At 71.9% G+C, this 22,829-nt stretch carries 20 protein-coding genes; 12 read left to right on the top strand and 8 right to left on the bottom strand.

The window, feature by feature from the left end; translation table 11 throughout:
* The first annotated feature begins 57 nt into the window (after positions 1 to 57).
* Positions 58 to 264 (top strand): hypothetical protein, encoded by a 207-nt coding sequence (locus OHB44_RS27755; protein ID WP_266304596.1) that lies wholly within the window; start codon positions 58 to 60, stop codon positions 262 to 264.
* Between the two features lie 90 nt (positions 265 to 354).
* Positions 355 to 1,947 carry an ATP-dependent DNA ligase gene (locus OHB44_RS27750; RefSeq protein ID WP_330438775.1) on the top strand — a complete coding sequence of 531 codons (1,593 nt, stop codon included), beginning with the start codon at positions 355 to 357 and terminating at the stop codon, positions 1,945 to 1,947.
* Between the two features lie 10 nt (positions 1,948 to 1,957).
* Here the strand turns inward: OHB44_RS27750 and OHB44_RS27745 are convergent, their stop codons facing one another.
* On the bottom strand, positions 1,958 to 2,779 hold the full coding sequence (locus OHB44_RS27745; protein ID WP_330438774.1) for an SURF1 family cytochrome oxidase biogenesis protein: 822 nt from the start codon (positions 2,777 to 2,779) through the stop codon (positions 1,958 to 1,960).
* A gap of 206 nt (positions 2,780 to 2,985) precedes the next feature.
* Between OHB44_RS27745 and OHB44_RS27740 the strand changes: the two genes are divergently transcribed.
* Positions 2,986 to 4,389, top strand: coding sequence for a cobyrinate a,c-diamide synthase (locus tag OHB44_RS27740; RefSeq protein WP_238685466.1), 1,404 nt, complete (start codon positions 2,986 to 2,988; stop codon positions 4,387 to 4,389).
* Entirely contained in the window at positions 4,386 to 4,955 is a 570-nt protein-coding gene (locus OHB44_RS27735) for a GNAT family N-acetyltransferase (protein ID WP_238685465.1), read from the top strand. The genes OHB44_RS27740 and OHB44_RS27735 overlap by 4 nt, the downstream gene beginning before the upstream one ends.
* 25 nt (positions 4,956 to 4,980) lie before the next feature.
* Here OHB44_RS27735 and OHB44_RS27730 read toward each other — a convergent pair whose 3' ends face one another.
* Complete coding sequence (locus OHB44_RS27730) at positions 4,981 to 7,110, bottom strand: transglycosylase domain-containing protein (protein ID WP_238685464.1); 2,130 nt, start codon at positions 7,108 to 7,110, stop codon at positions 4,981 to 4,983.
* A gap of 121 nt (positions 7,111 to 7,231) precedes the next feature.
* Here OHB44_RS27730 and cobC point away from each other — a divergent pair, with 121 nt between their 5' ends.
* The 4 genes from cobC (at position 7,232) to OHB44_RS27710 (ending at position 12,118) form a co-directional block, all read left to right on the top strand.
* Positions 7,232 to 8,317 (top strand): Rv2231c family pyridoxal phosphate-dependent protein CobC, encoded by a 1,086-nt coding sequence (gene cobC / locus OHB44_RS27725; protein WP_238685463.1) that lies wholly within the window; start codon positions 7,232 to 7,234, stop codon positions 8,315 to 8,317.
* On the top strand, positions 8,317 to 9,420 hold the full coding sequence (gene cobT / locus OHB44_RS27720; protein ID WP_238685506.1) for a nicotinate-nucleotide--dimethylbenzimidazole phosphoribosyltransferase: 1,104 nt from the start codon (positions 8,317 to 8,319) through the stop codon (positions 9,418 to 9,420). Before cobC ends, cobT begins: the two co-directional genes overlap by 1 nt.
* 40 nt (positions 9,421 to 9,460) lie before the next feature.
* A complete protein-coding gene (gene cobA / locus OHB44_RS27715; protein ID WP_266304601.1) occupies positions 9,461 to 10,702 on the top strand; it encodes a uroporphyrinogen-III C-methyltransferase in 1,242 nt (413 codons plus the stop codon).
* Positions 10,703 to 10,831: 129 nt separating this feature from the next.
* Positions 10,832 to 12,118: a hypothetical protein gene (locus OHB44_RS27710; protein WP_330438773.1), complete on the top strand. Its 1,287-nt coding sequence runs from the start codon at positions 10,832 to 10,834 to the stop codon at positions 12,116 to 12,118.
* 50 nt (positions 12,119 to 12,168) lie between these two features.
* On the opposite strand, the gene otsB is transcribed toward OHB44_RS27710, so the two are convergent.
* The 4 genes from otsB to OHB44_RS27690 form a co-directional block, all read right to left on the bottom strand.
* Positions 12,169 to 14,733, bottom strand: coding sequence for a trehalose-phosphatase (gene otsB / locus OHB44_RS27705; RefSeq protein ID WP_238685505.1), 2,565 nt, complete (start codon positions 14,731 to 14,733; stop codon positions 12,169 to 12,171).
* A gap of 41 nt (positions 14,734 to 14,774) precedes the next feature.
* A complete protein-coding gene (locus OHB44_RS27700; RefSeq protein WP_124817234.1) occupies positions 14,775 to 16,175 on the bottom strand; it encodes an alpha,alpha-trehalose-phosphate synthase (UDP-forming) in 1,401 nt (466 codons plus the stop codon).
* Between the two features lie 142 nt (positions 16,176 to 16,317).
* Positions 16,318 to 16,710 (bottom strand): hypothetical protein, encoded by a 393-nt coding sequence (locus OHB44_RS27695; RefSeq protein ID WP_330438772.1) that lies wholly within the window; start codon positions 16,708 to 16,710, stop codon positions 16,318 to 16,320.
* Entirely contained in the window at positions 16,707 to 16,991 is a 285-nt protein-coding gene (locus OHB44_RS27690) for a hypothetical protein (protein ID WP_238685459.1), read from the bottom strand. Before OHB44_RS27690 ends, OHB44_RS27695 begins: the two co-directional genes overlap by 4 nt.
* Positions 16,992 to 17,200: 209 nt before the next feature.
* Here OHB44_RS27690 and ettA point away from each other — a divergent pair, with 209 nt between their 5' ends.
* The 4 genes from ettA (at position 17,201) to OHB44_RS27670 (ending at position 20,786) form a co-directional block, all read left to right on the top strand.
* A complete protein-coding gene (ettA, locus tag OHB44_RS27685) occupies positions 17,201 to 18,877 on the top strand; it encodes an energy-dependent translational throttle protein EttA (protein ID WP_238685504.1) in 1,677 nt (558 codons plus the stop codon).
* A 12-nt stretch (positions 18,878 to 18,889) separates the two neighbouring features.
* The gene (locus tag OHB44_RS27680) at positions 18,890 to 19,336 is read left to right on the top strand and encodes an acyl-CoA thioesterase (RefSeq protein WP_238685458.1); all 447 of its coding nucleotides are present in this window, start codon (positions 18,890 to 18,892) and stop codon (positions 19,334 to 19,336) included.
* Positions 19,333 to 20,070: a hypothetical protein gene (locus tag OHB44_RS27675; protein WP_238685457.1), complete on the top strand. Its 738-nt coding sequence runs from the start codon at positions 19,333 to 19,335 to the stop codon at positions 20,068 to 20,070. Before OHB44_RS27680 ends, OHB44_RS27675 begins: the two co-directional genes overlap by 4 nt.
* Positions 20,071 to 20,201: 131 nt before the next feature.
* Positions 20,202 to 20,786 (top strand): YbjN domain-containing protein, encoded by a 585-nt coding sequence (locus OHB44_RS27670; RefSeq protein ID WP_112676053.1) that lies wholly within the window; start codon positions 20,202 to 20,204, stop codon positions 20,784 to 20,786.
* A 21-nt stretch (positions 20,787 to 20,807) separates the two neighbouring features.
* Here the strand turns inward: OHB44_RS27670 and OHB44_RS27665 are convergent, their stop codons facing one another.
* Positions 20,808 to 21,236, bottom strand: a complete 429-nt coding sequence (locus OHB44_RS27665; protein WP_307850661.1) for a globin — start codon at positions 21,234 to 21,236, stop codon at positions 20,808 to 20,810.
* 123 nt (positions 21,237 to 21,359) lie between these two features.
* A complete protein-coding gene (locus tag OHB44_RS27660) occupies positions 21,360 to 22,745 on the bottom strand; it encodes an MFS transporter (protein ID WP_238685456.1) in 1,386 nt (461 codons plus the stop codon).
* Between the last annotated feature and the right edge of the window lie 84 nt (positions 22,746 to 22,829).

Genomic DNA, 22,829 nt, shown 5'->3' with positions numbered 1-22,829 from the left:
GGCCTGATCTGGGAGTTTACGGCGTGTCGGATGGTCAGCTGTTATAGCCTTTCGTACATGAGTACGAACGAGGTGATGGCCCGGTTGGGGGCCGCTGTCAGCGCGCTGGGAGACGTCGATGTCTCCGCGTGGTCCGAGGACACGCTCAACGAACAGCTCGGTGAGCTCTCCGCCGCACTGGTCGCCCTCGACTCGGTGCTCGCCCGGGTCGCCGGCGAGGTCCGCGCCCGAGGCTTGCGCATCGAGGAGCCCATCTCCGCCTAGGCCCTGATCCGTCGTCCGCGTGTGGGCGGCACCCTGCCGACACCGCCCGGGCACGGCAATGCCCGGGCGGTGTCGGAGGTGACTGGCAGGATGAGCTGCGTGCGGTTCCTCGATCTGGCAGCGACCTCCGCCGCCGTCGGCGCCACCAGCGGCCGACGGGCCAAGGTGGAGTTGCTCGCTGACGCGCTGCGCCGGCTCGATCCCGGCGAGGTTGAGCCCGGCGCCGGCTATCTCGCCGGTGAGCTGCGCCAACGGCAGACCGGGGTCGGCTACGCGAGCCTGCGTGACCTGCCGCCGCCGGCCGCCGAGCCGACGTTGACGGTGGCCGCCGTGGACGCGGCCATCGCGCAGATCGCCGCGGTGCACGGCTCGGGCTCACAGGCTCGGCGTCGGGCGCTGCTCGGTGCCCTCTACGCGGCGGCCACTGCCGACGAGCAGAGGCTGCTCACCGGCCTGTTCAGTGGCGAGCTGCGGCAGGGCGCCCAGGCCGGCCTGCTCGCGGACGCGGTGGCCCGGGCCGCCGAGGTGCCGGTGGCGGCGGTCCGCCGGGCACTGCTGCTCGCCGGTGATCTCCGGGCCGTGGCGGTGGCCGCGCTGGCCGGAGGGGCCGCCGAGTTGGCCGGGTTCGGTCTACAGGTCGGCCGCCCGCTGGCGCCGATGCTCGCGCAGAGCGCCCCCACTGTCGACGAGGCGCTCGCCGCGACCGGCACGCCGGCGGTGGTCGACGTGAAGCTCGACGGCATCCGCATCCAGGTGCACCGCTCCGGCACCGACATCGCCGTGTTCACCCGCAGCCTCGACGAGATCACCACCCGGCTGCCCGAGGTGGTCGCCGCGGTCCGTGCTCTGCCGGGCCGGGAGTTGGTCCTCGACGGCGAGGCGATCGGCCTGGACGAGACCGGCCGCCCACTGCCGTTCCAGCAGACGTCGAGCCGGGCCGCCCGACGCACCACCCCCAGCACCACCGGGCGCACACCTGTCGCTCCGGCGGTGCTCGCGGCGGCCGCCAGCACGGGTGCGACGGTGCTCACCCCGTACTTCTTCGACCTGCTGCACCTCGACGGCCAGGATCTGATCGACCTTCCCGGCCGGGAACGATGGGCCGCCCTCGCCGGTTCGGTGGATTCGTCGCTGCTGGTCGGCCGGATGGAGGTCGACGGCCCGGAGCAGGCCGCCGCCGCGTTCGCCGCCGCGCTCGACGCCGGGCAGGAGGGCGTGGTGGTCAAGGCGCCGGACGCCCCCTACGACGCTGGCCGGCGCGGTGCCGCCTGGGTCAAGGTGAAACCGCGGCACACCCTCGACCTGGTGGTGCTCGCCGTCGAGTGGGGCAGCGGCCGACGCAAAGGTTGGCTGTCCAACCTGCATCTGGGTGCGCGTGACGCGCGCACCGGCGACTTCGTGATGCTCGGCAAGACGTTCAAGGGGCTCACCGACGAGCTGCTGCGGTGGCAGACCGAGCGGTTCCTCGGCCTCGCCGTGGAACGCGGCGACTGGGTGGTCCGGGTTCGGCCCGAACAGGTGGTGGAGATCGCCTTCGACGGGGTGCAGACGAGTTCGCGCTACCCCGGTGGGATGGCGCTGCGGTTCGCCCGGGTGGTGCGCTATCGCGACGACAAGTCCGCCGCGGAGGCGGACACCATCGACGCGGTCCGCGCCATCCACGCCGGCCGCGTGAGCGGCTGACCGGGCGAGGTCAGGCAGAAGCGGTCGGCGTCGGCTCGGCGGCGCGGTCCAGCGGAGCCGGGGTGGCGCCGATGCCGGCGGCCCGGCGGGCCTCCCGACGGGCCACCCAGCCATAGCCGAAGAGGGCCATCACCGCGAACAACCACCACTGCACGACGTAGCCGAAGTTCTGCCAGTTGTTGGCGTGCCCGACCGGCACCGCCTTGAACACCGGATCGGCTGCCGGGGTCTGCTCGTCGAGCAGCAGATAGGCACCGTAGACCGGGTAGGGAAGCTCGCCGGCCAGCCGCGACACCCCGATCCGCCGGATCTCCAGCAGCCCGTCGCGTCGGGCCACCGCGCCGGCGCCGCTCTCCGTCTCGTGCACCCGGCCGACCACAGTCACGTCGCCGGTCGGCGCGGCCGGCACCGACGGCTGGGCGGTCGCCCCACCGGGCGCCGGTGGGATCCAGCCCCTGTCCACCAGCAGCGCCGTGCCGTCGGCGAGCACCAGCGGCGTGAGCACCTCGAAACCGACCCGGCTGTCCACCGTCCGGCCACGGACCAGCACGGTGTTCGTGGGGTCGTACCGGCCGGTGACGGTGACCCGGGTCCAGACCTTGTCCTCGGCGGGGGCCGGACCGGCCGTCCCCGCGCCGCCGGCGGGAGCGCGCAGCGCGTCGGCGAGCGGCACGGGAGCCATCCGCTGGCCCGCGTCGATCCGCTCGTTGACCTCGGTGCGCCCCCGGTAGCGGTCCAGCTGCCAGTTGCCGAGGAACACCATGACGGCGGCCGCGACCAGGGTCAGCGCGAGAGCGCCCAGCCAGCGTGGGCTCAGCAGGAACCGGTACACGGCACCGAGGCTACTCGTATGACCGGCGCCACTGAGCTGGACCGGGCCGGGACCGGGCCGCGGCCGACGCCCGGGGCACTGCCAGGGCCGGGCCGCCCACCCCGGTTGGCGGTGCTCGCGCCTTCAGCCGGGCGGGTATCGTCACGCCGACGGATCGGCCTCGGTCGTCCCGTCGCGTACCCGCCACCGCTCGCGAGGAGTCGATGATGACCGTCGTGCCGCGCCTGGTGCTCAGCGCGCCGTCCTCCGGGCACGGTAAGAACGCGCTGGCGATCGGGCTGCTCGCCGCCCTGGCCGAGCGAGGGGTCGACGTCGCCGGGTTCAAGCTCGGGCCGGACCACGTCGACGCCGCCTACCTCGGCCTCGCCTCCGGTCGGCCGGGCCGGGTGATCGACCCCCGACTGGTAGGTCTCGACCGGCTCGCCCCACTGGTGGCGCACGGTGCCGCCGGTGCCGGGCTGGCCGTGGTGCAGGGCAGCATGGGGCTGTACGACTCGGTCGGTGGCCGTCCCGAGCAGGAGTCCACCGCCGCCGCGGCCGCCGCGCTGCGCAGCCCGGTGGTGCTCGTTGTCGACGTGGCCGCGATGGGTCAGTCGGTGGCGGCCCTGGTGCACGGTTTCCGCTCCTACGACGAGCAGTTGTGGCTCGGCGGGGTGATCCTCAACCGGGTGGCGTCGTCGCGACACGAGGGGATGCTGCGCGAGGCGTTGGATGACGTGGGGGTGCCCGTCTACGGCGCGCTGCGTCGACAGGACCTGCCGCCGGTGCTGCCGTCGCGACGGCACGGGGTGGCGCCGGTGGTCGACGAGTCGGCCGACGCCGTCCGTGCGGTCCGCCGGCTGGGCGAGGCCGTCGCCGCCACTGTCGACCTGGAACGGCTGCTCGGGCTTGCCCGTTCCGCTCCGCCGCTGCCGGGGCCGGCCTGGTCTCCCGAGGAGGCCCTCGGCACGTTCACACCCCCGGCGAACCGCCCACTGGTGGCGGTGGCCGGTGGGCCGGGCGGCAGCTTCAGTCACCCGGAGACCAGCGAGTTGCTCCGGGCCGCCGGCGCCGAGGTCGTCGTCGTCGACCCGCTGCGCGACGAGGCGCTGCCGGTCGGCACCCGCGCGCTGGTCGTCGGCGGCGCGCTACCCGAGGCGTACGCCGAGCAGTTGTCGGCCAACCGGCGGCTCTGCATCGCGGTGGCCGAGTTGGCGCGGACGGGGCGTCCGGTGATCGCCGAGGGCGCCGGGCTGCTCTGGCTGGCCCGGGAACTGGACGGGCTGCCGATGTGCGGTGTCCTGGACGCGGTCGGCGTCAGCCGTGACGGGGTGGTGGCCGGTTACCGGGAGGCGACCGCCCAGACCGACAGCGTGGTCGCCGCCACCGGCACGGTGCTGGTCGGGCACAAGGCACACCGTGCGGTGCTCACCCCCCGCGCTGGTCAGCGCCCGGCCTGGAGTTGGGACGGCGGCGCGCCGGAAGGCTTCGTCTGGCGCAACGTGCACGCCTCGCAGCTCACAGTGCACTGGGCGAGCCATCCGGCGACGGCGGCCCGGTTGGTCGCCGCGGCGGCGGCCGACCCGACGAGCGAGGTGGTACCAGCACAGCCGGGCGAGGTGTCGGTGTGATCGGCCAGGTGGCGGTGCGCCGGTTCCCGACGTTGACCGTCTCCACCCCGCGTACCGAGGTGCGTCAGCTCACGGCGGCCGACGCGGCGGCGGCCGGGGAGATCTTCGCCGACAAGCTGACCCGGCGTTGGCTGCCGCTGCCCGACGACTCCGGCCCGATCGACGGGCTGGCCTGGTGCACCGATCTGGCCCGGCAGCGGCGCGACAGCGGGGAGGGCGACCACTACGCGGTGCTCCGGCGCGAGGACGACCAGGTGGTGGGCTCGCTGTGGACCCGGCGCACCGACTGGGGCGCCCGCCTCACCGAGATCTCCTACGCGATGGCGGCGCACGCGCGGGGCTTCGGCTTCGCCGCCGAGGCGGTCGACGCGGTGGCCATCGCGCTGATCCTGGAGCACGGCTTCCAGCGGGTCGAGCTGCGGGTGGCTCCCGGCAACCTGGCCTCGCGCCGGGTCGCCGAGAAGGGCGGGTTCAGCTACGAGGGCCTGCTGCGCAACGCCGGGTTCGTCAGCGGCGGCCGGGTGGATCTGGAGCTGTGGTCGTTCGTCGCCGCCGACCTGCGCTGAGCGGCGCGCACCGGCCCGTGACCCGTCACCCGACGATGGCGTCCGACGGTGGGGTGAACTGGCGGGTCGGGGTGCCCTTCAGGCCGTCGCGCAGGGTCTCCGAAACCGCCTTGATCGGGATCTGGGACTGCCCGTCACCGACCGCGTTGAACGGGTTGTCCGGGTCGGAGATGAAGCTCGCCGCTGCCAACTCCGGGGTGTAGCCCACGAACCAGGCCGACCGGGTGCTGTCGGTCGTACCGGTCTTGCCGGCCACCGGGCGTCCGACGGTGCCGCGCACGCTGTCGGCGGTGGACCAGCCGCCGCAGCTGCCGCGCGCCGGGGTGTCGCCGGTCGGGCAGCGGGCCGCGTCGGTGGCCGCCCGTGCGGCGTCCGCGCTCACCACCTGCCGGCAGCGCGGCTTGGCCACCTCACGGTGCAGACCGCCCGCTGTGGCGTAGGTGGCGGGTGTGCCGTCCCGGTTCATGATGGCTTGCACGGGGATGGCCTCGCAGTAGCGGCCGTCGGCCGCGATCGCGGCGTACGCGTTCGCCATCTCCAGCGGGGTGGCGTCGGAGACTCCCAGGGTGAACGCGCCCCACTTCTTCGCCTTGTCCGGGGACGCGTGGTCCCGGTCGACGTCGGTGCGCCACCGCAGCCCGAGCTGTTCGGCCAACCGGACCGCCCGGTCCGCGCCGACCTTCTCCTCCAGCCAGACGAAGTACGTGTTCACCGACTTGCCGAAGCCGGACCACATGGTCTGCTGGCCGGACATGGCGCCGCTGGCGTTGGAGGGCGCCCACCCGTCGTAGACCTCGGACCGGTAGCGGTGTGGCGCGTTGAACGAGGTGGAGAGGGGCATCCCCGCGTCGAGCGCGGCCAGCATCGGGAACATCTTGAACGTCGAGCCGGCCTGGTAGCCGGCCAGGTCACCGCCGCCGAGCAGTGGTGCCACAGTGTTCGGGTAGTTGGCCTTCACCTTCGGCCCGGCCTCGGGGTTGGAGCTCTGCGGGTTTTCGGCCAGGTCCAGCGAGTACGTCCGGTTCACCGCCATGGCCTTCACCCGCCCGGTGCCCGGCTCGGAGACCACTATGCCGTTGGCGAACGGGCTGCCGGTGGCTTCCTTGGCGCCGACGTTCTTCTCCGCCGCCTCCTGGATCTTCGGGTCGAGGCTGAGCACGATCCGGTAGCCGCCCCGGCGCAGGTTGTCCATCCGTTCCAGCCGGTTCGCGCCGAACGCGGGCTGCGCGCTCCACCAGTTCTTCAGGTAGTCGCAGGCGAAGCCCCAGCTGTTGTACTTCTCCGCCACCGCGGCGCAGTCGTGCGGTGGGGTGGTCAGCTTGAGCCGGATCGGCTCGGACTTGGCGGCGGCGGCCGAGTCGGGGGAGAGGTAGCCGAGTTGGCTCATCCGGTCCAGCACGTAGTTGCGCCGCCCGGTGGCCTCCTTCTGGTCGGAGTCGGCCGGGTCGTATTCGGAGGGGGACTTGACCAGTCCGGCGAGGGTGGCGGCCTCGACCGGGGTGAGGTCCTTCGGGGTCTTGGAGAAGAAGATCTCGCTGGCCGCGTAGATGCCGTACGCCCGGTGCCCGAAGTACGCCGAGTTCAGGTACCGCTCCATGATCTGTTCCTTGCTCATCTCCTTCTCCAGGTCCAGCGCCATCCGCATTTCCTTGACCTTGCGAATGCTGGTCTGCTGGGTGGCTTCCTGGACCTCCTTGGGCGTGGTCGCGCTGTCCCGCAGGGCCATCCGGACGTACTGCATGGTCAGCGTCGACGCGCCCTGGGAGCCGCCGGAGCGGGCGTTGGAGACGAAGGCCCGGGCCACGCCCTTCGGGTCGACGCCGTGGTGCTGGTAGAAGCGGGAGTCCTCGGCGGCCACGATCGCCTGTTGGATGTTCGGCGACATGTCCGACAGCTTGGTGTACTGCCGGTACTCCTCGTAGAACATGGTCAGCACGGTCTTGCCGTCCGGGCCGTAGACGTACGAGGTCTCGGCGGGCAGGGCGGTCTTCAGCACCCGGGTCTTCTGATCCACGGCGTGCGCGGTGGCCTTCGCGCCGAGCCCGGTGAGGGCGACCAGTGGGTACGCGGCGGCGGCGATCACGATTCCGGCGATCAGTCCGGCGCGGAGGAGAGGGACGAGACGACCAGCGGCAGCAAGGGGTCGGTTGCTCACCTGGTCAAGTTATGACATTTCCGATTCGTACATGAGAAGAACTCTTAAACCGCCGGGTGGTGACGCGGCTTACGCCGACATCGACTGTCCCACCGGCCACCTTCCCGGCAGGATCGCGGACATGTCTGATCAGCCGAGCGCTGTCGCCCCACCCACCGGGGTCGAGCCGGACCTCGCTCACCACGGCGACGCGGAGGCCACCGCCGGTCTGATCGACCTCGCCGTCAACGTTCGGCGGGCGCGGCCTCCCGACTGGCTGGCCCACCCGATCGCGGCCACCCTGACCGACCTGGCCCGCTATCCGGACCCGGCACCGGCCCGGGCGGCGGTCGCCGCCCGACATCGCCGTCACCCGAACGAGGTGCTGCTCACCGCCGGCGCCGCCGAGGGTTTCGTGCTGATCGCCCAGGCGTTGCGCGGCGTGCACCGCCCCGTGGTGGTACACCCCCAGTTCACCGAGCCGGAGGCGGCGCTGCGGGCCGCCGGACACCCGGTCGAGCGGGTGCTGCTCGACGCCGCCGACGACTTCCGGCTCGACCCGTCCCGGGTGCCCGCCGACGCCGACCTCGTGATGATCGGCAACCCGACGAACCCGACCTCGGTGCTGCACCCCGCCCAGACGGTGGCCGCGCTGGCCCGCCCCGGCCGGGTGCTGGTGGTCGACGAGGCGTTCGCCGACACCACCATCGCCGCCGGGCGCCCCGGCGAACCGGAGTCGCTGGCCGAACGCCGCGACCTGCCCGGGTTGCTCGTGGTACGCAGCCTCACCAAGACGTGGGGCCTGGCCGGCCTGCGGATCGGCTACCTGCTCGGCGCCGCGGAGCTGCTGTCCCGGTTGGCAGCCGTCCAGCCGCTCTGGGCCGTCTCCACGCCCGCGCTGGCGGCCGCGTCGGCCTGCGCCAGCGCCGTCGCGGTCGACGCCGAACGCGCGATCGCCGCCGACCTCGCCGCCGACCGCGACCACCTGGTAGCGCGCCTCGCCGAACTGCCCGGTGTACGCGTCGTCGGCCGTCCCGCCAGCGCGTTCGTCCTGCTGCGCCTGCCGGGCGCGACAGCGATCCGGGCCGCCCTGCGCGAGCGCGGCTGGGCGGTGCGCCGAGGCGACACGTTCCCCGGCCTCGGCCCGGACTGGCTGCGGGTGGCCGTACGCGACCGAAACACCACCGACGCGTTCATCGACGTGCTGCGCGAGACCATGGAGGCATGATGCTGGAGACCACGATCGCGGCGATCCGCGCGGCGGACGAGGCGGCCATGGCCGCCGCCCGCGAGTTGCACGGCCGGCTGACCAAGCCGGCGGGCTCGCTGGGTGCGCTGGAGGAGCTCTCGGTACGGCTCGCCGGCCTGGCCGGAGTCTGCCCACCACCGCTGCCCGAACCGGCCGCGGTGGCGATCTTCGCCGGCGACCACGGGGTGCACGCCCAGGGGGTCAGTCCCTGGCCGCAGGAGGTCACCGCGCAGATGATCGGCAACTTCTTGGCCGGCGGAGCGGTGGTCAACGCGTTCGCCCGGCAGGCCGGCGCCTCGGTCACCGTCGTCGACGTCGGCGTGGCCACCCCGCTGCCCACCGACCCGGCGGTGCTCGACCCGACGGCCCTCGACCCGGCGGTGCTCGACCCGGCCGTGCCCCGACTGGTTGTCGCGTCCGTCCGGCGGGGCACCCGCGACCTCACTGTGACTACAGCGCTGACCCGGGACGAGGCGCTGGCGGCGGTGCGGACCGGCATCCGGATCGCCGACGAGCTGATCGACGCCGGCGCCGGCATCCTGCTCACCGGGGACATGGGCATCGGCAACACCACCCCGGCCGCAGTGCTCATCGCCGCGTTCACCGGCGAAGACCCGCTCGACACCACAGGCCGGGGCACCGGGGTCGACGACCCGACGTACGCGCGCAAGGTGGCTGTGGTGCGGGCCGCGCTGGCCCGGCACACCCCCGACCCGACCGACCCGCTCGGGGTGCTGGCCGCCGTCGGTGGGCTGGAGCACGCCGCCCTGACCGGGCTGATCCTGGGGGCCGCAGCGCGCCGCACGCCGGTGCTGCTGGACGGTGTGATCGCGGTCTCGGCCGCGCTCGCCGCCGCCGCGTTCGCCCCGGACGCGGTCTGCGCCATGGTCGCCGGCCACCGCTCTGCCGAGCCCGGTGCCACTGTCGCGCTGCGCCACCTCGGCCTCGACCCGCTGATCGACCTGGGGCTGCGCCTCGGCGAGGGCACCGGCGCGCTGCTGGCGTTGCCAGTGGTCACCGGCGCGGTCCGGGTGCTGCACGAGGTGGCCACCTTCGACTCCGCAGGGGTGGCCGAGAAGTGAGCACCCGCGACGAAGAAGCCGTCCGCCTCGGTGGTGCGGCGTGACCTCCAATCCGTACCCCCTGGGTTTGCGGCTGCACGGGCGGCGGGTGGTAGTGGTGGGTGGCGGCGCTGTCGCCACCCGGCGCGTACCCGCGCTGCTGGACGCCGGTGCGGACGTCCTGCTGGTGGCCCCGGAGCTGACTCCGGCGCTGCGCGCGCGGGTCGACGCGGGTCGGCTGCACTGGGTGCCGCGCCGGTTCGCACCCGAGGACCTGGACGGCGCGTGGCTGGTCCACGTGGCGATCGACGACCCGATCGCGGCGGCTTCGGTGAGCGCCGTCGCCGCCGAGCGGCGGATCTTCTGTGTCCGGGCCGACGACCGGACGGCCGCCACCGCCTGGACCCCGGCGGTGACCCGGCACGGCCCGGTCACCGTGGCGGTGTTCGGAGGCGGCGACCCGCGCCGGGCGATGACCGTCCGCGACGCCATCCGTGACCTCCTGGCGGTCCGCCTGGCTCCGGGCGGGATCGCTGGCCGGCCCGACCCTTCGACGGGGATGACCGGTGGGCCGCAGGCCGGGCGGGTGGCGCTGGTTGGGGCGGGGCCGGGGGACCCGGAGCTGATCACCGTGAAGGGTTGGCGGCTACTCACCGAGGCCGACGTGGTGGTCGCCGACCGGCTGGTGCCCGGGCTGCTCCTCGACGAGTTGCGCCCGGACGTCGAGCTGGTGGACGCCTCGAAGATCCCTTACGGCCCGTCCCGGGCCCAGGAGGAGATCAACCAGATCCTGGTCGACCGGGCCCTGGCCGGCGCCTTCGTGGTGCGGCTCAAGGGCGGTGACCCGTACGTCTTCGGCCGCGGCGGCGAGGAGTTGCTGGCCTGCGCGGCTGCCGGCGTGCCGGTGACAGTGGTGCCCGGGGTGACCAGCTCGATCGCCGCGCCGGCAGCGGCTGGCATCCCGGTCACCCATCGGGGGGTGGCGCACGAGTTCACTGTGGTCTCCGGGCACCTGGCACCCGACGCTCCGGCTTCGCTGGTGCGCTGGGACGCCCTCGCCGGTCTGCACGGCACCCTGGTGATCCTGATGGGGTTGAAGAACCTCGCCGCCATCACGGCCACCCTGATCGCCCATGGCCGGTCGCCGCAGACGCCGGCCGCCGTCGTCCAGGAAGCCACGACGGGCACCCAGCGGGTGCTGCGGTCCACGCTGGGCGAGGTGGCCGCCGACCTGCGTGCGGCCGACCTACGCCCACCTGCCGTCGTCGTGGTGGGCGACGTGGTGGGCGCCCTCGACGGCTGACAGCCGACCGGACGCGGGAGGGTGCTGGCAGGGTAGGACTTGGACAGTTTCCGTTACGCGGCGCTAACGGAAACTGTCCAAGATTGCCAGCTGCGGCGGATGTCGGTGGCTGTCGACACAATGTCGACCATGCTCACCGTGAAGGATCCGCACGAGACGTGGCGAACGGAACTGCTCACACCCGTCGCGCTGGTGTGCGGGAGTCCCGGCCTGACCAGCACCTTCGAGGACCTTCCCTCGCGATGGCGCGATGCTCCGGTCCGGACCCTGAGGTGCGCGGAAGCGGACGGCTCCTGGGCCGTCCTGGTAACTGTGGTCCGTGGCTATCGCCAGCAGGCGGGCGACTCGCTCGTCGGCAACGAGTTCGGCCGTGACCCGCACACCGCCTACGACCTGGGCTCGCCCGGCGACCTGGTGTACGAGCTGCAGGTGACCGAGGACGACGGGTCCGACGAGCCCGAGCTGTTGGCGTTCCGGCTCTTCGGCGACCCGCAGGCGGCCGGGGCGGAGGTGCTGCGGTGGGCCGGGAGGAAGGCGGCGTGCTCGGTCAGCCCGTCGGTCGAGCGGGCCGAGGCACGACAGCGCCGAGACCGTCGACAGTTCGACAATCGCCAGGCCAGCGCGGCATCGCCACCGGTCCGGTTCGGCGCGGTGTCGGACGAGGCCGCCGCCGACCTCGATGCCCTCGACCTGTCCGCGTTGTGCTGGCACTTCCCGCGCGGGAGCACCGGCGCCTACCTGCGGTCGGCGGTGGTCGCACTGGCCGGCTACGGCGAGCAGCGGCCGCACCTGCGGGGCCGGTGGCTCACCGCACGGGTCGAGGGCGAGGAGTTGGTCGTCGGCATCGACGACCTGATCCCGGCCAACCAGCGGCACCGCTGGGACAACGCCCGCTGGTTGTGGGACCGCCGAGCGGCGAACACCCCGGCAGGGCTTCGCTGGCAGGTCGATCGGGTCGAGCAGGCCGCTCCCGCGGTCGCGGCCGTCCGCCGTGGCGCGTTGCCCGAGGCGTTGCTCAACGCCGGGGTGGAGACGGACCCGGAACTCGACGCGTTGCTGACCGGGGTGCCGTACCGGCTCTCCGACGCCGAACTCACACCGACCTGGGTGGCGAACCTGTACCGCGGTCTCGCCGACCTCGCGCCCTGGCGGCTGGACGCGGCGTACCGAGGGTGGCGTGACGCCCGACAGGCACAGGGGCTTCCGGTCCGGGACGCGGTTGTCCTGTTCGGCCTCGGCGGCGTCGGCGCGGCCCGCAAACCGAAGCTCGCGCTCGACCACACCGGCGACGCCCCACTCCTGTGCCTGGTCCACACCGGCAGCAGCGCGGTGCTGCCGTACACGCACTGGACGGTGCCCGCCGACCTCGCCGCCCACCTGCACGGGTGGCAACCGAGCCTGCCGTACCCGCAGTGACCGACGGGGCCGGAGCGCAAGCGCTACGGCCCCGTCACACAGACGGCGAACTACTGCTTGAGCATGTTGTCCAAGAGCAGGGCGCAGCGGATCAGGCCGAGGTGGCTGTACGCCTGCGGGTGGTTGCCCAGGCCGCGCTCGGCGAGCGGGTCGTACTGCTCGGGGAGCAGCCCGGTCGGGCCGGCGGTCAGCACCATCTGCGCGAACAGTTCCTCGGCGTCGGTGCGGCGGCCGGTGCGCAGGTACGCCTCGATCAGCCACGCCGTGCAGATGTGGAAGCCGCCCTCACGGCCGGGCAGGCCGTCGTCCCAGTGGTAGCGGTAGACGACCGGGCCGCTGCGCAGGTCCGCCTCGATCCGCAGGACGGTGGACAGGAAGCGCGGGTCGTCGCCCGGGAGTAGGCCGGAGAGGCCGATCCAGAGCGACGAGGCGTCCATGTCCTCGTCCCCGTACGCGACGCTGTACGCCTCGACGTCGGAGTGCCAGCCGTGCTCCAGCACGTTGGCGCCGATCCGGTCGCGCAGGTCCTTCCACTCGGGCCGGTCCTCGCCGCCGTGCTCGCGCATCACGTGCAGGGCCCGGTCGACTGTCATCCAGCACATCACCTTGGAGAAGACGTGGTGCCGGGGTGGCAGCCGGGCTTCCCAGATGCCGTGGTCGGGCTCGTGCCAGCGGCGGCGGACCGCCTCGACCATGTTCTCCAGGACCCGCCACTCGTCGTCACGGACCGAACCGCGAGCGTCGGCGACGGCCGCGATCAGGTCGGCGATCGGGCCGAAGACGTCCAGCTGCAACTGGTGGTTGGCGAGGTTGCCGACCCGGACCGGCCGGGAGCCGGCGTACCCGGGCAGCGTGTCGATGACCGCCTCGGCGCCCAACTCGTAGCCGTCGATGGTGTAGAGCGGGTGCAGTCGTTCCGGGTGCCCGCCGGTGCGCTCGATGCAGCCGTCCACCCAGCGCAGCAGCGCCTCGGCCTCCTCGACGGAGCCCAGGTCGACAAGTGCGCGGGCGGTCAGCGCGGCGTCGCGCAGCCAGCAGTAGCGGTAGTCCCAGTTGCGGACGCCGCCCAACTCCTCGGGGAGCGAGGTGGTCGCCGCGGCCAGGATCGAGCCGGTGGCTTCGTGGCAGAGCCCGCGCAGGGTGAGGGCGCTGCGCGCGACCAGGTCCCGGGCGGTGGACGGCAGCCGCAGCGAGGCCACCCAGTCCTTCCACGGCTGCTCGGCGGCGGCCTGCCGCTCGTGGATCGGCACCCGGTGGTGCTCCAGGCTGTGCGTGCCGAAGCGCAGCTCCAGCACTACCTGCCCACCGGCGGCGGAGAGGTCGACGATCGCCTTGGCGGTCTCGTACCCCCCGTCGTTGCCGACCTCCCACTCCACACCGGGGGCGTAGAGCGCGACCGGCTCGTTGGAGCCGAGCACCAGCAGACCGTCGCCGATCGGCTGCAACTGCACGGCGACCTGGCCGAACTCCGGCCTCGGCGCGAACTCCACCTTGACCTTGCCGCTGCCGGTCAGCACCCGGACCAGTGTCGAGTCGCCGGTGATGACCGCCGGGCTGTCGTCCGGGGTGGTCTCCCGGGCCGGCTTGTCCAGCCAGTCGGTGACGGTGAGCCCGGACCAGCGAGTCTCCACGGTCATCGTGCCGGAGCGGTAGCGCTGGCCCAGCGGGATGCCGCCACGTTCCGGGGCGATGCTGAAGTGGCCGGCCGGGCTGCCACCGACCAGGTCGGCGAAGATCGCCGCCGAGTCCGGCTTGGGGTGGCAGAGCCAGCTCACCTTGGCCTCGGGGGTGAGCAGAGCGACGGTACGACCGTTGGCCAGCATGGAGTGCCGTTCGATCGGCACCGCCCGCTCACCGAAGAGCCAGTGCCGCCGGGTCTCCAGCAGCAGCGCCAGCGCGCGGGCGGCCTCCAGCGGGTCGGCCACCCGGTAGCTGGCCTGGGTGTCGCCGGGGCCGATCTTGATGCCGAGGTCGGGACCGTGCAGGTGGCCGAAGCCGTTCTCGTCGGTGATGTCGTCGCCGATGAACAGCACAGCGCTGGAGGCGAGCTGGGTCCGCAACTGGTCGAGTGCGGTGCCCTTGTGGGTGGCCACCACGGAGAGTTCGATGACCTCCTTGCCCTGGGTCACCGTGACGCCGTCGAAGGTGGCCGGACCGTTGCGGACCGCCTCGATGGCGGCGGCGGCGATCTGCGGGTCGACCCCACGGGTGTGCATCGCGACGCTCGCCGGTTTGCGTTCCAGCCGGATGCCCGGGTGCTGGGCCGCGATCTCACGCAGCGCGTTGCGGACCTGGGTCCGTACGGCTACCAACTCGGGGGAGAGCCGCTCGACGAAGCCGATGTCGAACTCGGAACCGTGGCTGCCGACGAGGTGCACCTCGCTCGGCAGCCGCGAGAGCGCGGCCAGGTCGCGCAGCGCCCGACCGGAAACCACCGCCACTGTGGTCTGCGGTAGCGCGGCGAGCGCGCGGACCGCGGCGACCGACTCGGGCAGTGGGACGGCTGTGCTCGGGTCTTCCACGATCGGCGCCAGCGTGCCGTCATAGTCGCAGGCGACCAGGAGCTGGGGGACCCGGGCGATCCGGCCTATGGCGGAACGCAGCTCAGGGTCCATGACCCCGGTGGCGTTTGCCGCCCCATCGTTGACGGACGTGTTCACTCGGCCTCCGCCTCGGGAACTCCGAGCTCCGAGAGGAAAGACTTGGCCCAGTGGCCCACGTCGTGGGTACGCAGGTGACGTTGCATTGTCCGCATCCGGCGGCGTGCCTCGGTTTTCTCCACGTGCACTGCCCGGAGGAGGGCGTCCTTGACCGCGTCCGGGTCGTGCGGGTTACACAAAAATGCCTGGCGAAGCTCGGTGGCGGCGCCGGCGAACTCACTGAGTACGAGCGCGCCACCCTGGTCGGCACGTGATGCTACGTATTCCTTCGCCACGAGGTTCATTCCGTCTCGCAGCGGGGTCACCATCATCACGTCGGCAGCAACGTACATCGCCGCCAGCTCAGTGCGACTGTACGACTGATGGAGGTAATGGACCGCCGGCACGCCGACCCTGCCGAACTCGCCGTTGATCCGACCGACCTCGCGCTCCACCTTCACCCGTAGTGCCTGGTAGTGCTCCACGCGCTCACGGCTGGGTGTCGCGACCTGAACCATGACCGCGTCGGGAACTGTCAACTTTCCGTCAGCCAGCAGCTCCCGGAAGGCCTTGAGCCGCAACTCGATGCCCTTTGTGTAATCCAGCCGGTCCACGCCCAGGATTATCGTCTTCGGGTCGCCCAGCTCGGCGCGAATCTGCTTGGCCCGGGCCTGGATCGCCGGGTCGGCGGCCATCCGTTCCATTTCCTGGGTGTCGATCGAGATGGGGAAGGCGCCCGCCTTCACCTGCCGACCGTCGACCTGGATCATCTGACCCTCGTAGCGCAGCCCGAGCAGGTGCCGGGCCAGCCGGACGAAGTTCTGCGCGGCCAGCCGCTGCTGGAAACCGACCAGATCGGCGCCGAGCAGACCGCGCAGGATCTCGGTACGGAACGGCATCTGCATGAACAGCTCGATCGGCGGGAACGGGATGTGCAGGAAGAACCCGATCCGCAGGTCCGGGCGGAGCTCACGGAGCATCGCCGGCACCAACTGGAGCTGGTAGTCCTGCACCCAGACCGTCGCGCCCTCGGCCGCCACGTCGGCTGCGGCCTCCGCGAACCGGGCGTTGACCAGGCGGTACGCCTCCCGCCACCGGCGCTTGTAGGCCGGCGTCTCCACCGCGTCGTGGTAGAGCGGCCAGATCGTCGCGTTGGACTGGCCCTCGTAGTAGCGCTCCAACTCCTCGGCGCTGAGCGGGACCGGGTGCAGCCGGATCCCCTCCAGGTCGAACGGCTCGGGGGCGGCGCCGGTGCCACCGGCCCAGCCGACCCAGGTGCCCTTGTGTTCGGCGAGTACGGGATGCAGGGCGGTGACCAGCCCGCCAGGGCTGCGTCGCCACTGCCGGCCCTCGGGTGTGCTCACCTCGTCGACCGGCAGACGGTTCGCCACTACGACAAAGGAGCTACGGACGGTCACGATCGGCCACCTCCGGGTACTGACGGGTCCACCGCGATGAGCGTACTGAGCGTAGCTGCGGCGTCTTGTGCCCCGTGCCGGAGTCTCCTACCCGCCTCGGTGCGACCGAATCCTAGAGGTGATCTTGTCGACAGCCCGCAGGTCAGAGGTCGATGATCGGCCATTCCTTGGGCAGCACCTCGCCGAGCAGCTCCCGCCGGTCCGTCATGATCGGCACGAGGGGGTGGGCGGCGGCGTCCATCGCCAACTGAGCTAGGTCCGTGTGTCCGGCCATCCGGCGCGACCATCCGCCGAGAAACGAGCACATGTTCGGCTCGACAGGTGTTACCCGGATGTGCGGCAACGCGGCGAGCACTTCGAGCATCTCCCACTGATCGGGAGTGGCCTCCTGGTGCGCACGGACGAGGCAGAGTGCCGGCACCAGCACGTGCACGCCATAGTCGGCGGCTTCCGCGATGCGGTGTCCGACATCCCGTTCGGACGAGGAATATGCCAGCAGGGCGGTCGCATCCAGCGCCAAGCCGTAGCCCGTCACCGGGTGGCTCTCGCGCGTGCCGCCAAGACCTCCGCCTGGAGCTGGGCTGCCTGTTCGCGCAGTTCGGGCGTGATGCTCGCCCGCAACTGCTCCATCTCGGCGTGTACCCGCGCGACGCCCTCGTCGGTGATCTCAAAACCCACCCGCCGGAGGATCTCCCGCGTCTTCTCCCCGGCCACCCTCCGGCGCAGAGACTCAGCGACATAGGCGGAGGCGTTCGGCTCGTCGGCCAGCCTGTCGGCAAGCTCATCGGGCAGGCTGATGGTGATCTTCTTGGTCATACCGAAACCGTAATTTGCCTTACCGGCTCTGGCAAGGAGGCGCGCTCGCGTACCCCTGGGGCGGGGTGATGTGGGCGAAGCGCGCCGTACCTGTCAGGATTGACGATGGCGTGCGCGCGGCCGGCTACCGGCCGGCGGCGGCGGGCGGTCCTCGCAGCCCGCGCCGCGCCGCCGATCAGCGACAGCAACCGACGGAGGTAGCCCGCACCGTGGCCCAGTACATCTACGTCCTGGAAAAGGCGCGCAAGGCGCACGGCGACAAGGTCGTGCTCGACAACGTCACGTTGAGCTTCCTGCCGGGAGCCAAGATCGGTGTGCTCGGTCCGAACGGCGCCGGTAAGTCCAGCCTCCTCAAGATCATGGCAGGGCTGGACAAGCCGAGCAACGGCGAGGCCCGACTCATGCCCGGCTACACGGTCGGCATGCTCGCCCAGGAGCCCCCGCTCAACGAGGCCAAGACCGTGCTCGGCAACGTCGAGGAGGCGGTCGCCGAGACCAAGGCCAAGCTGGAGCGGTTCAACAAGATCGCTGAGCAGATGGCCACCGACTACTCCGACGAGCTGATGGAGGAGATGGGCAAGCTCCAGGAGGAGCTTGATCACCTCGACGCCTGGGACATCGACTCCAAGCTCGAACTGGCCATGGACGCGCTGCGCTGCCCGCCGCCGGACGCCGACGTGACCCAACTCTCCGGTGGTGAGCGTCGCCGGGTCGCGCTCTGCAAGCTGCTGCTGGAGGCGCCCGACCTGCTGCTGCTCGACGAGCCCACCAACCACCTGGACGCGGAGAGCGTCTCCTGGCTGGAGCAGCACCTCGCCAAGTACGCCGGCACCGTCATGGCGATCACCCACGACCGGTACTTCCTCGACAACGTGGCCGGCTGGATCCTGGAGCTGGACCGCGGCCGGGCGATCGGGTACGAGGGCAACTACTCCACCTACCTGGAGAAGAAGGCCGCCCGGCTGGCCGTCGAGGGCCGCCGCGACGCCAAGATGAAGAAGCGCCTCACCGAGGAGCTGGAGTGGGTCCGCTCCAACGCCAAGGCCCGGCAGACCAAGTCCAAGGCCCGCCTGGACCGGTACGACGAGATGGCCAACGAGGCGGAGAAGACCCGCAAGCTCGACTTCGAGGAGATCCAGATCCCGCCGGGCCCGCGCCTGGGCAGCACGGTGATCGAGGCGGTCGACCTCAGCAAGGGCTTCGGTGACCGGCTGCTGATCGACAACCTGTCGTTCTCGCTGCCGCGCAACGGCATCGTCGGCATCATCGGCCCCAACGGCGTCGGCAAGACCACCCTGTTCAAGACCATCGTCGGGCTGGAGGAGCCGACCGGCGGCCAGGTCCGGGTCGGTCCCACCGTCTCGCTGTCGTACGTCGACCAGAACCGTGAGGGCCTCAACGGCGACAAGACCGTCTGGGAGGTCGTCTCCGACGGGCTGGACTACCTGATGGTGGGCAAGGTCGAGATGCCGTCGCGGGCGTACATCGCCGCGTTCGGCTTCAAGGGACCGGACCAGCAGAAGCCGACGAAGGTGCTCTCCGGCGGTGAGCGCAACCGGCTCAACCTGGCGCTGACCCTGAAGATCGGCGGCAACGTCATCCTGCTCGACGAGCCGACGAACGACCTGGACGTGGAGACGCTGTCCAGCCTGGAGAACGCGCTACTGGAGTTCCCCGGCTGCGCCGTGGTCATCTCGCACGACCGGATGTTCCTGGACCGCGTCGCCACGCACATCCTGGCCTGGGAGGGCGACGACCAGGACCCGTCCCGGTGGTTCTGGTTCGAGGGCAACTTCGAGGCGTACGAGAAGAACAAGATCGACCGCCTCGGCGCGGAGGCTGCCCGGCCGCACCGGGTGACCTACCGCAAGCTGACCCGCGACTGACCGGCCGAGAAGGTGTCTGACCGCTTCGTCTACCACTGCACCCTGCGCTGGTCCGACCTGGACGCGTACGGCCACGTCAACAACTCGCGCTTCCTCACGCTGTACGAGGAGGCGCGGGTGGCGTTGATGTTCGCCGGCGGCCGGGCCTGGGGCGTCGGCTCGTTCGCCGACGGGGTGGTGATCCGCCGGCACGAGGTCGACTACCTGCGCCCGGTCGACTACGCGCTCGGCCGGGCCACCGCGGAGGCGGCGCCCACCGTCCGGATCGAGCTCTGGGTGGAGGAGATCCGGGCCTCCCGGTTCACCGTCGCCTACGAGTTGTACGACGGTGAGGTGCTGGCCAGCCGGGCCCGCTCGGTGCTGGTGCCGTTCGACCTGACCCGCCAGGTGCCCCGGCGGATCACCACCGAGGAACGGGACTTCCTGCTCACGTACGCGCCGCGGGGCGGTGTGGTGTGACCCGGCCGGGCACCGCCGAGCCGGGCCGGACGGCGGCGTCCACCCACGGTGTCGCCGGGGTGGCGGACGCGGGCGCCTTCCTGGCCCGGCTGGTCCGGTTGGATCCGGTCGCGCCGGTCCGGTTGCGGCCGGCCGGCGCACCGGGCCGGGTCGCCCTGTGGGCGCGGCTGCCGTGGCAGGTCCTGGTGGTCCGCACGGTTGCCGGTGGGCCGGCCGACGGCGTCGCTGAGGACGTCACCGTGGCGGCCGCGGAGCTGCTCGCCGAGCTGGAGCGGGGCGGCGTGACCCTGCCGACCCGCCGGGACGCCCAGTGGCGGTGGCCGCTGCCGCCGACGCGGAGCCGCCAGGTGGAGGCGTTGCCCGTTGCCGAGGTGCGACGGATCGCCGACGCGGCGGCGGGCACCCTGCGGACGGCGAGCGAGCAGGGTGTGGCCGGCCGTGCCGTGGGCCAGCGGGCCCTGCGTGACGCGTTGCTCGACCACGTGGCGGTGCTGATCACCCCGGACGGGACGCCCGCCGCGCCGGTCGAGGTGCCGCAGCGACTGGTGCAGGGGGTGGTCCGGATGGGCTTCCTGGGCGCCGCCAGCGGCTCGGCGGCTGGCGAGGGTGGGGACGCCGTTCAGGTGCGGGTGGCCGGTCGTTGGGTCGGCCTGGTGGGACCGCACGGAGCGGCTTGGTTGCAGAAGGCCACGGATCTTGCCGTGACACCCCTGAACGCTCGTCCGAACGGATGACCCCGGATCATTCTTCTGGTCAGGGGCGGTCGTTGGGGGGGTGCTTCAACCCGGCTGTCCGGGTACCGTCCATCCTCGGATCCAACGCACCGTAGGCGACTGGATCCGCTGGGGAGTGAGGTGCGCGAGCGATGCCGTGGTGGTCATGGCGCCCCGGTCCCGCCGACGGCGGCGATCCGGAAACCCGAAGCGGGATCACAGTCGACAACGCGGTCCGGATCGGGCCGCCCAGCCCTCGCCAGCCGGGGGACGACTGCCCGTCCAACGAGCGGCCCGTGCTGACCGAGATGCCCGCCACCGTGGAGCCGGTGAGTCTGCGCCGGGTCTGTGACGCGCTCGATCTGCTCGACGTGCGTTATCTGGCCGACGGCGACGGCAACCTGCTGGCGATGTGGGAGCGGCACGCGGTGCTGGTCACCCTCGAAGGGCCGGAGGACGAGATCCTGGTCATGCGGGCACGTCCGCATGCCACGGTCCCGCCGGACTGGGCCGACCGGGCGTACCGGGTGGTCAACGAGTGGAACCACACCCGCCGGTTCTGCAAGGCGTACATCGGTGACCCGACCGAGCGCGGTCAGCTACCGATCTACGCCGAGCTTCAGGTGCCCCTGGGCGCCGGCACCCACGACGCGCTCCTGGTCGAGATGCTCGACTGCGGCGCGGCGGTCGCCACCAGCTTCGTGGACTGGCTGCACGACGAGGGCGCGCTGCTCTGACGACGCTCCGGATGGGGTGGGTCAGCCGCCGTTGGCCGGGTCGTCCTCGACGTTGACCATGAAGTACGCGGCCCGCTCCAGGTAGTCCCAGAGGGTTGCGGCGATCTCCGGCTCAAGGTCGAGCCGGTCCACGGCGCGGCGCATGTTCCGTAGCCAGGCGTCCCGTTCGGCCGCGCCGATCCGGAACGGCGCGTGGCGCATCCGCAGCCGCGGGTGCCCGCGCTGAGCGGAGTACGTGTTTGGCCCGCCCCAGTACTGCATCAGGAACAGGGTCATCCGGTCCGCGGCCGGGCCCAGGTCCTCCTCCGGGTACATGGGTCGCAGCAGGGGGTCGGTGGCGACGCCGGCGTAGAACTCGTCGACCAGCTTGCGGAAGGTGGGTTCGCCGCCGACCGCTTCGAAGAGGGTCATCGACGCACCGGGACGGTCGGATTCACCTGCGGAAGTCACAGTTCCATCCTGCCAGGTGCGCCCGGCGCCGGCCCGACCCGCACGACGTGCGTCGGATCACGCCGGGTCGACAACCCCGAATGTCGGGCACCCGGCGTTTGTGGGTGGAGGTCGCTTCGGCCGTCAGGTGACAGCGTGCCGGCGGTGGCCGTCACCGGCATGCGGGTCGGACGTGCCTCCCACCGGGCGGTCGCTGGCCGGGTCGCCGAGCCCGGAGGGCGGCGGATCGGCGTTGGCCAACGAGGCGGCAGTGATCGCTTCGTCCACCGTCTGCCGGTCCGGCCAACGCAGCGTGGCGACCGCCATCAGCACCACCCCGGCTGCGCTCCAGACCCCCACCACGATCGGAATGGGGAAACGTTCGGCGAGCAACCCGGTGACCAGCACCGCGAGGCCCTGAATGACCTGGATGCCGGTGGCCATCACCCCGAAGGCGCGGGCTCGGAAGCCGTTGGGCAGCGCCTGGACGAACAACCCGTTGGCCATCGGCATCATGCCGGCGACCGCGAACCCGCAGAGCGAGGCGAGCAGCGCGACCACCAGCGGCGGGGGGTCGAGCAGCACCGGCACGAGCATCAACGGGGCGAGCACCGCGAGTGGCCGCATCAGCTTCAGTCGGCGAGCCGGCCCGAACAGGCGACTCACCAGCAACCCACCGACGATGAAGCCGATCGGATTGGCCACCATGATCGCCGCCTGTGCGGTGCCCGCGCTCAGCGCGCCACGGCCCTCTTCGTTGGCCCAGGCTGCGGCGAGACCCTCGGGAACGATCGAGAAGAGCATCGAACTGAACACCAACACCGCGATGGCCCGCAGCACCGGTGTGCGGAACACCATGCCGAACCCCTGCCGAGTCTCCTGCAGCAGATGGCTGCGGTGCTCCGGGTTCATCATCGCCGGGCGGTCGCGCACACCCAGGCGAACCAGCAGCGCCGAGACACCGAACGTGACCGCGTTGAACAGCAGCGCCGCCTCCGGGTCGACCGCGGCGACAGCGGCGCCGAAGACGTACCCCACGACCTGGGCGGCCTGCCCGACGCTGCTGTTCAGTGACAGCCCCAGCACCAGTCGGTCCCCGGTGAGCAACTGCGCGATCAGCGCGGACTTCGCCGCCTGGCTCGGCGGGTTGGCCAGCGTGGCGGCGAAGATGAGCACCAGCACCGCCTGGTACGGCAGGCCCGGAATGGCGATGAGCAGCATCAGCGCCATCCGGATGAGGTCGCATGCCACCATCACCCGTCGGAACGGGTACCGCTCCGCGAGTGCGGCGAGCACGGGACCGCCGAGCAACCAGGGCAGGAAACTGACAGCGAAGGCAGCCGCGGAGAGCGCGACGGACCGGGTCTGCTGATAGACGAGCAGGGTGACGGCGGCCTTCGCGACATAGTCGCCGATCCAGGAGAGAGCGCCGGCCACGAACACAGCCCGGAACTCGTGCTGGCCGAAGACTTCGCGGAATGTGGCGGGGCCTTCCGCAGAAGGTCGCTCCTCAGGCACCGTCGCCTCCATCGGCCCCGGCTCGGCCGCTCGTGGCAGCCCGGCCGGAAGCGCTCGTCAGATCTACGGATCAGCGAGGATGTGATCACGCTTTGG

Source organism: Micromonospora sp. NBC_00821 (assembly GCF_036347035.1).
Taxonomy (GTDB): domain Bacteria; phylum Actinomycetota; class Actinomycetes; order Mycobacteriales; family Micromonosporaceae; genus Micromonospora; species Micromonospora hortensis.
The sequence above is the reverse complement of the archived record's forward strand: the minus strand, read 5'-3'. Positions and strand labels throughout refer to the sequence as shown.

What these genes read in the sequence shown, in the direction of transcription:
- cobC (WP_238685463.1), top strand. Translation starts at nt 7,232, where the DNA reads ATGTCTGATCAGCCGAGCGCTGTCGCCCCACCCACCGGGGTCGAGCCG.
- OHB44_RS27690 (WP_238685459.1), bottom strand. Translation starts at nt 16,991, where the DNA reads ATGACCAAGAAGATCACCATCAGCCTGCCCGATGAGCTTGCCGACAGG.
- OHB44_RS27740 (WP_238685466.1), top strand. Translation starts at nt 2,986, where the DNA reads ATGACCGTCGTGCCGCGCCTGGTGCTCAGCGCGCCGTCCTCCGGGCAC.
- OHB44_RS27750 (WP_330438775.1), top strand. Translation starts at nt 355, where the DNA reads ATGAGCTGCGTGCGGTTCCTCGATCTGGCAGCGACCTCCGCCGCCGTC.
- otsB (WP_238685505.1), bottom strand. Translation starts at nt 14,733, where the DNA reads ATGGACCCTGAGCTGCGTTCCGCCATAGGCCGGATCGCCCGGGTCCCC.
- OHB44_RS27755 (WP_266304596.1), top strand. Translation starts at nt 58, where the DNA reads ATGAGTACGAACGAGGTGATGGCCCGGTTGGGGGCCGCTGTCAGCGCG.
- OHB44_RS27660 (WP_238685456.1), bottom strand. Translation starts at nt 22,745, where the DNA reads ATGGAGGCGACGGTGCCTGAGGAGCGACCTTCTGCGGAAGGCCCCGCC.
- OHB44_RS27670 (WP_112676053.1), top strand. Translation starts at nt 20,202, where the DNA reads ATGCCGTGGTGGTCATGGCGCCCCGGTCCCGCCGACGGCGGCGATCCG.
- cobT (WP_238685506.1), top strand. Translation starts at nt 8,317, where the DNA reads ATGCTGGAGACCACGATCGCGGCGATCCGCGCGGCGGACGAGGCGGCC.
- OHB44_RS27710 (WP_330438773.1), top strand. Translation starts at nt 10,832, where the DNA reads ATGCTCACCGTGAAGGATCCGCACGAGACGTGGCGAACGGAACTGCTC.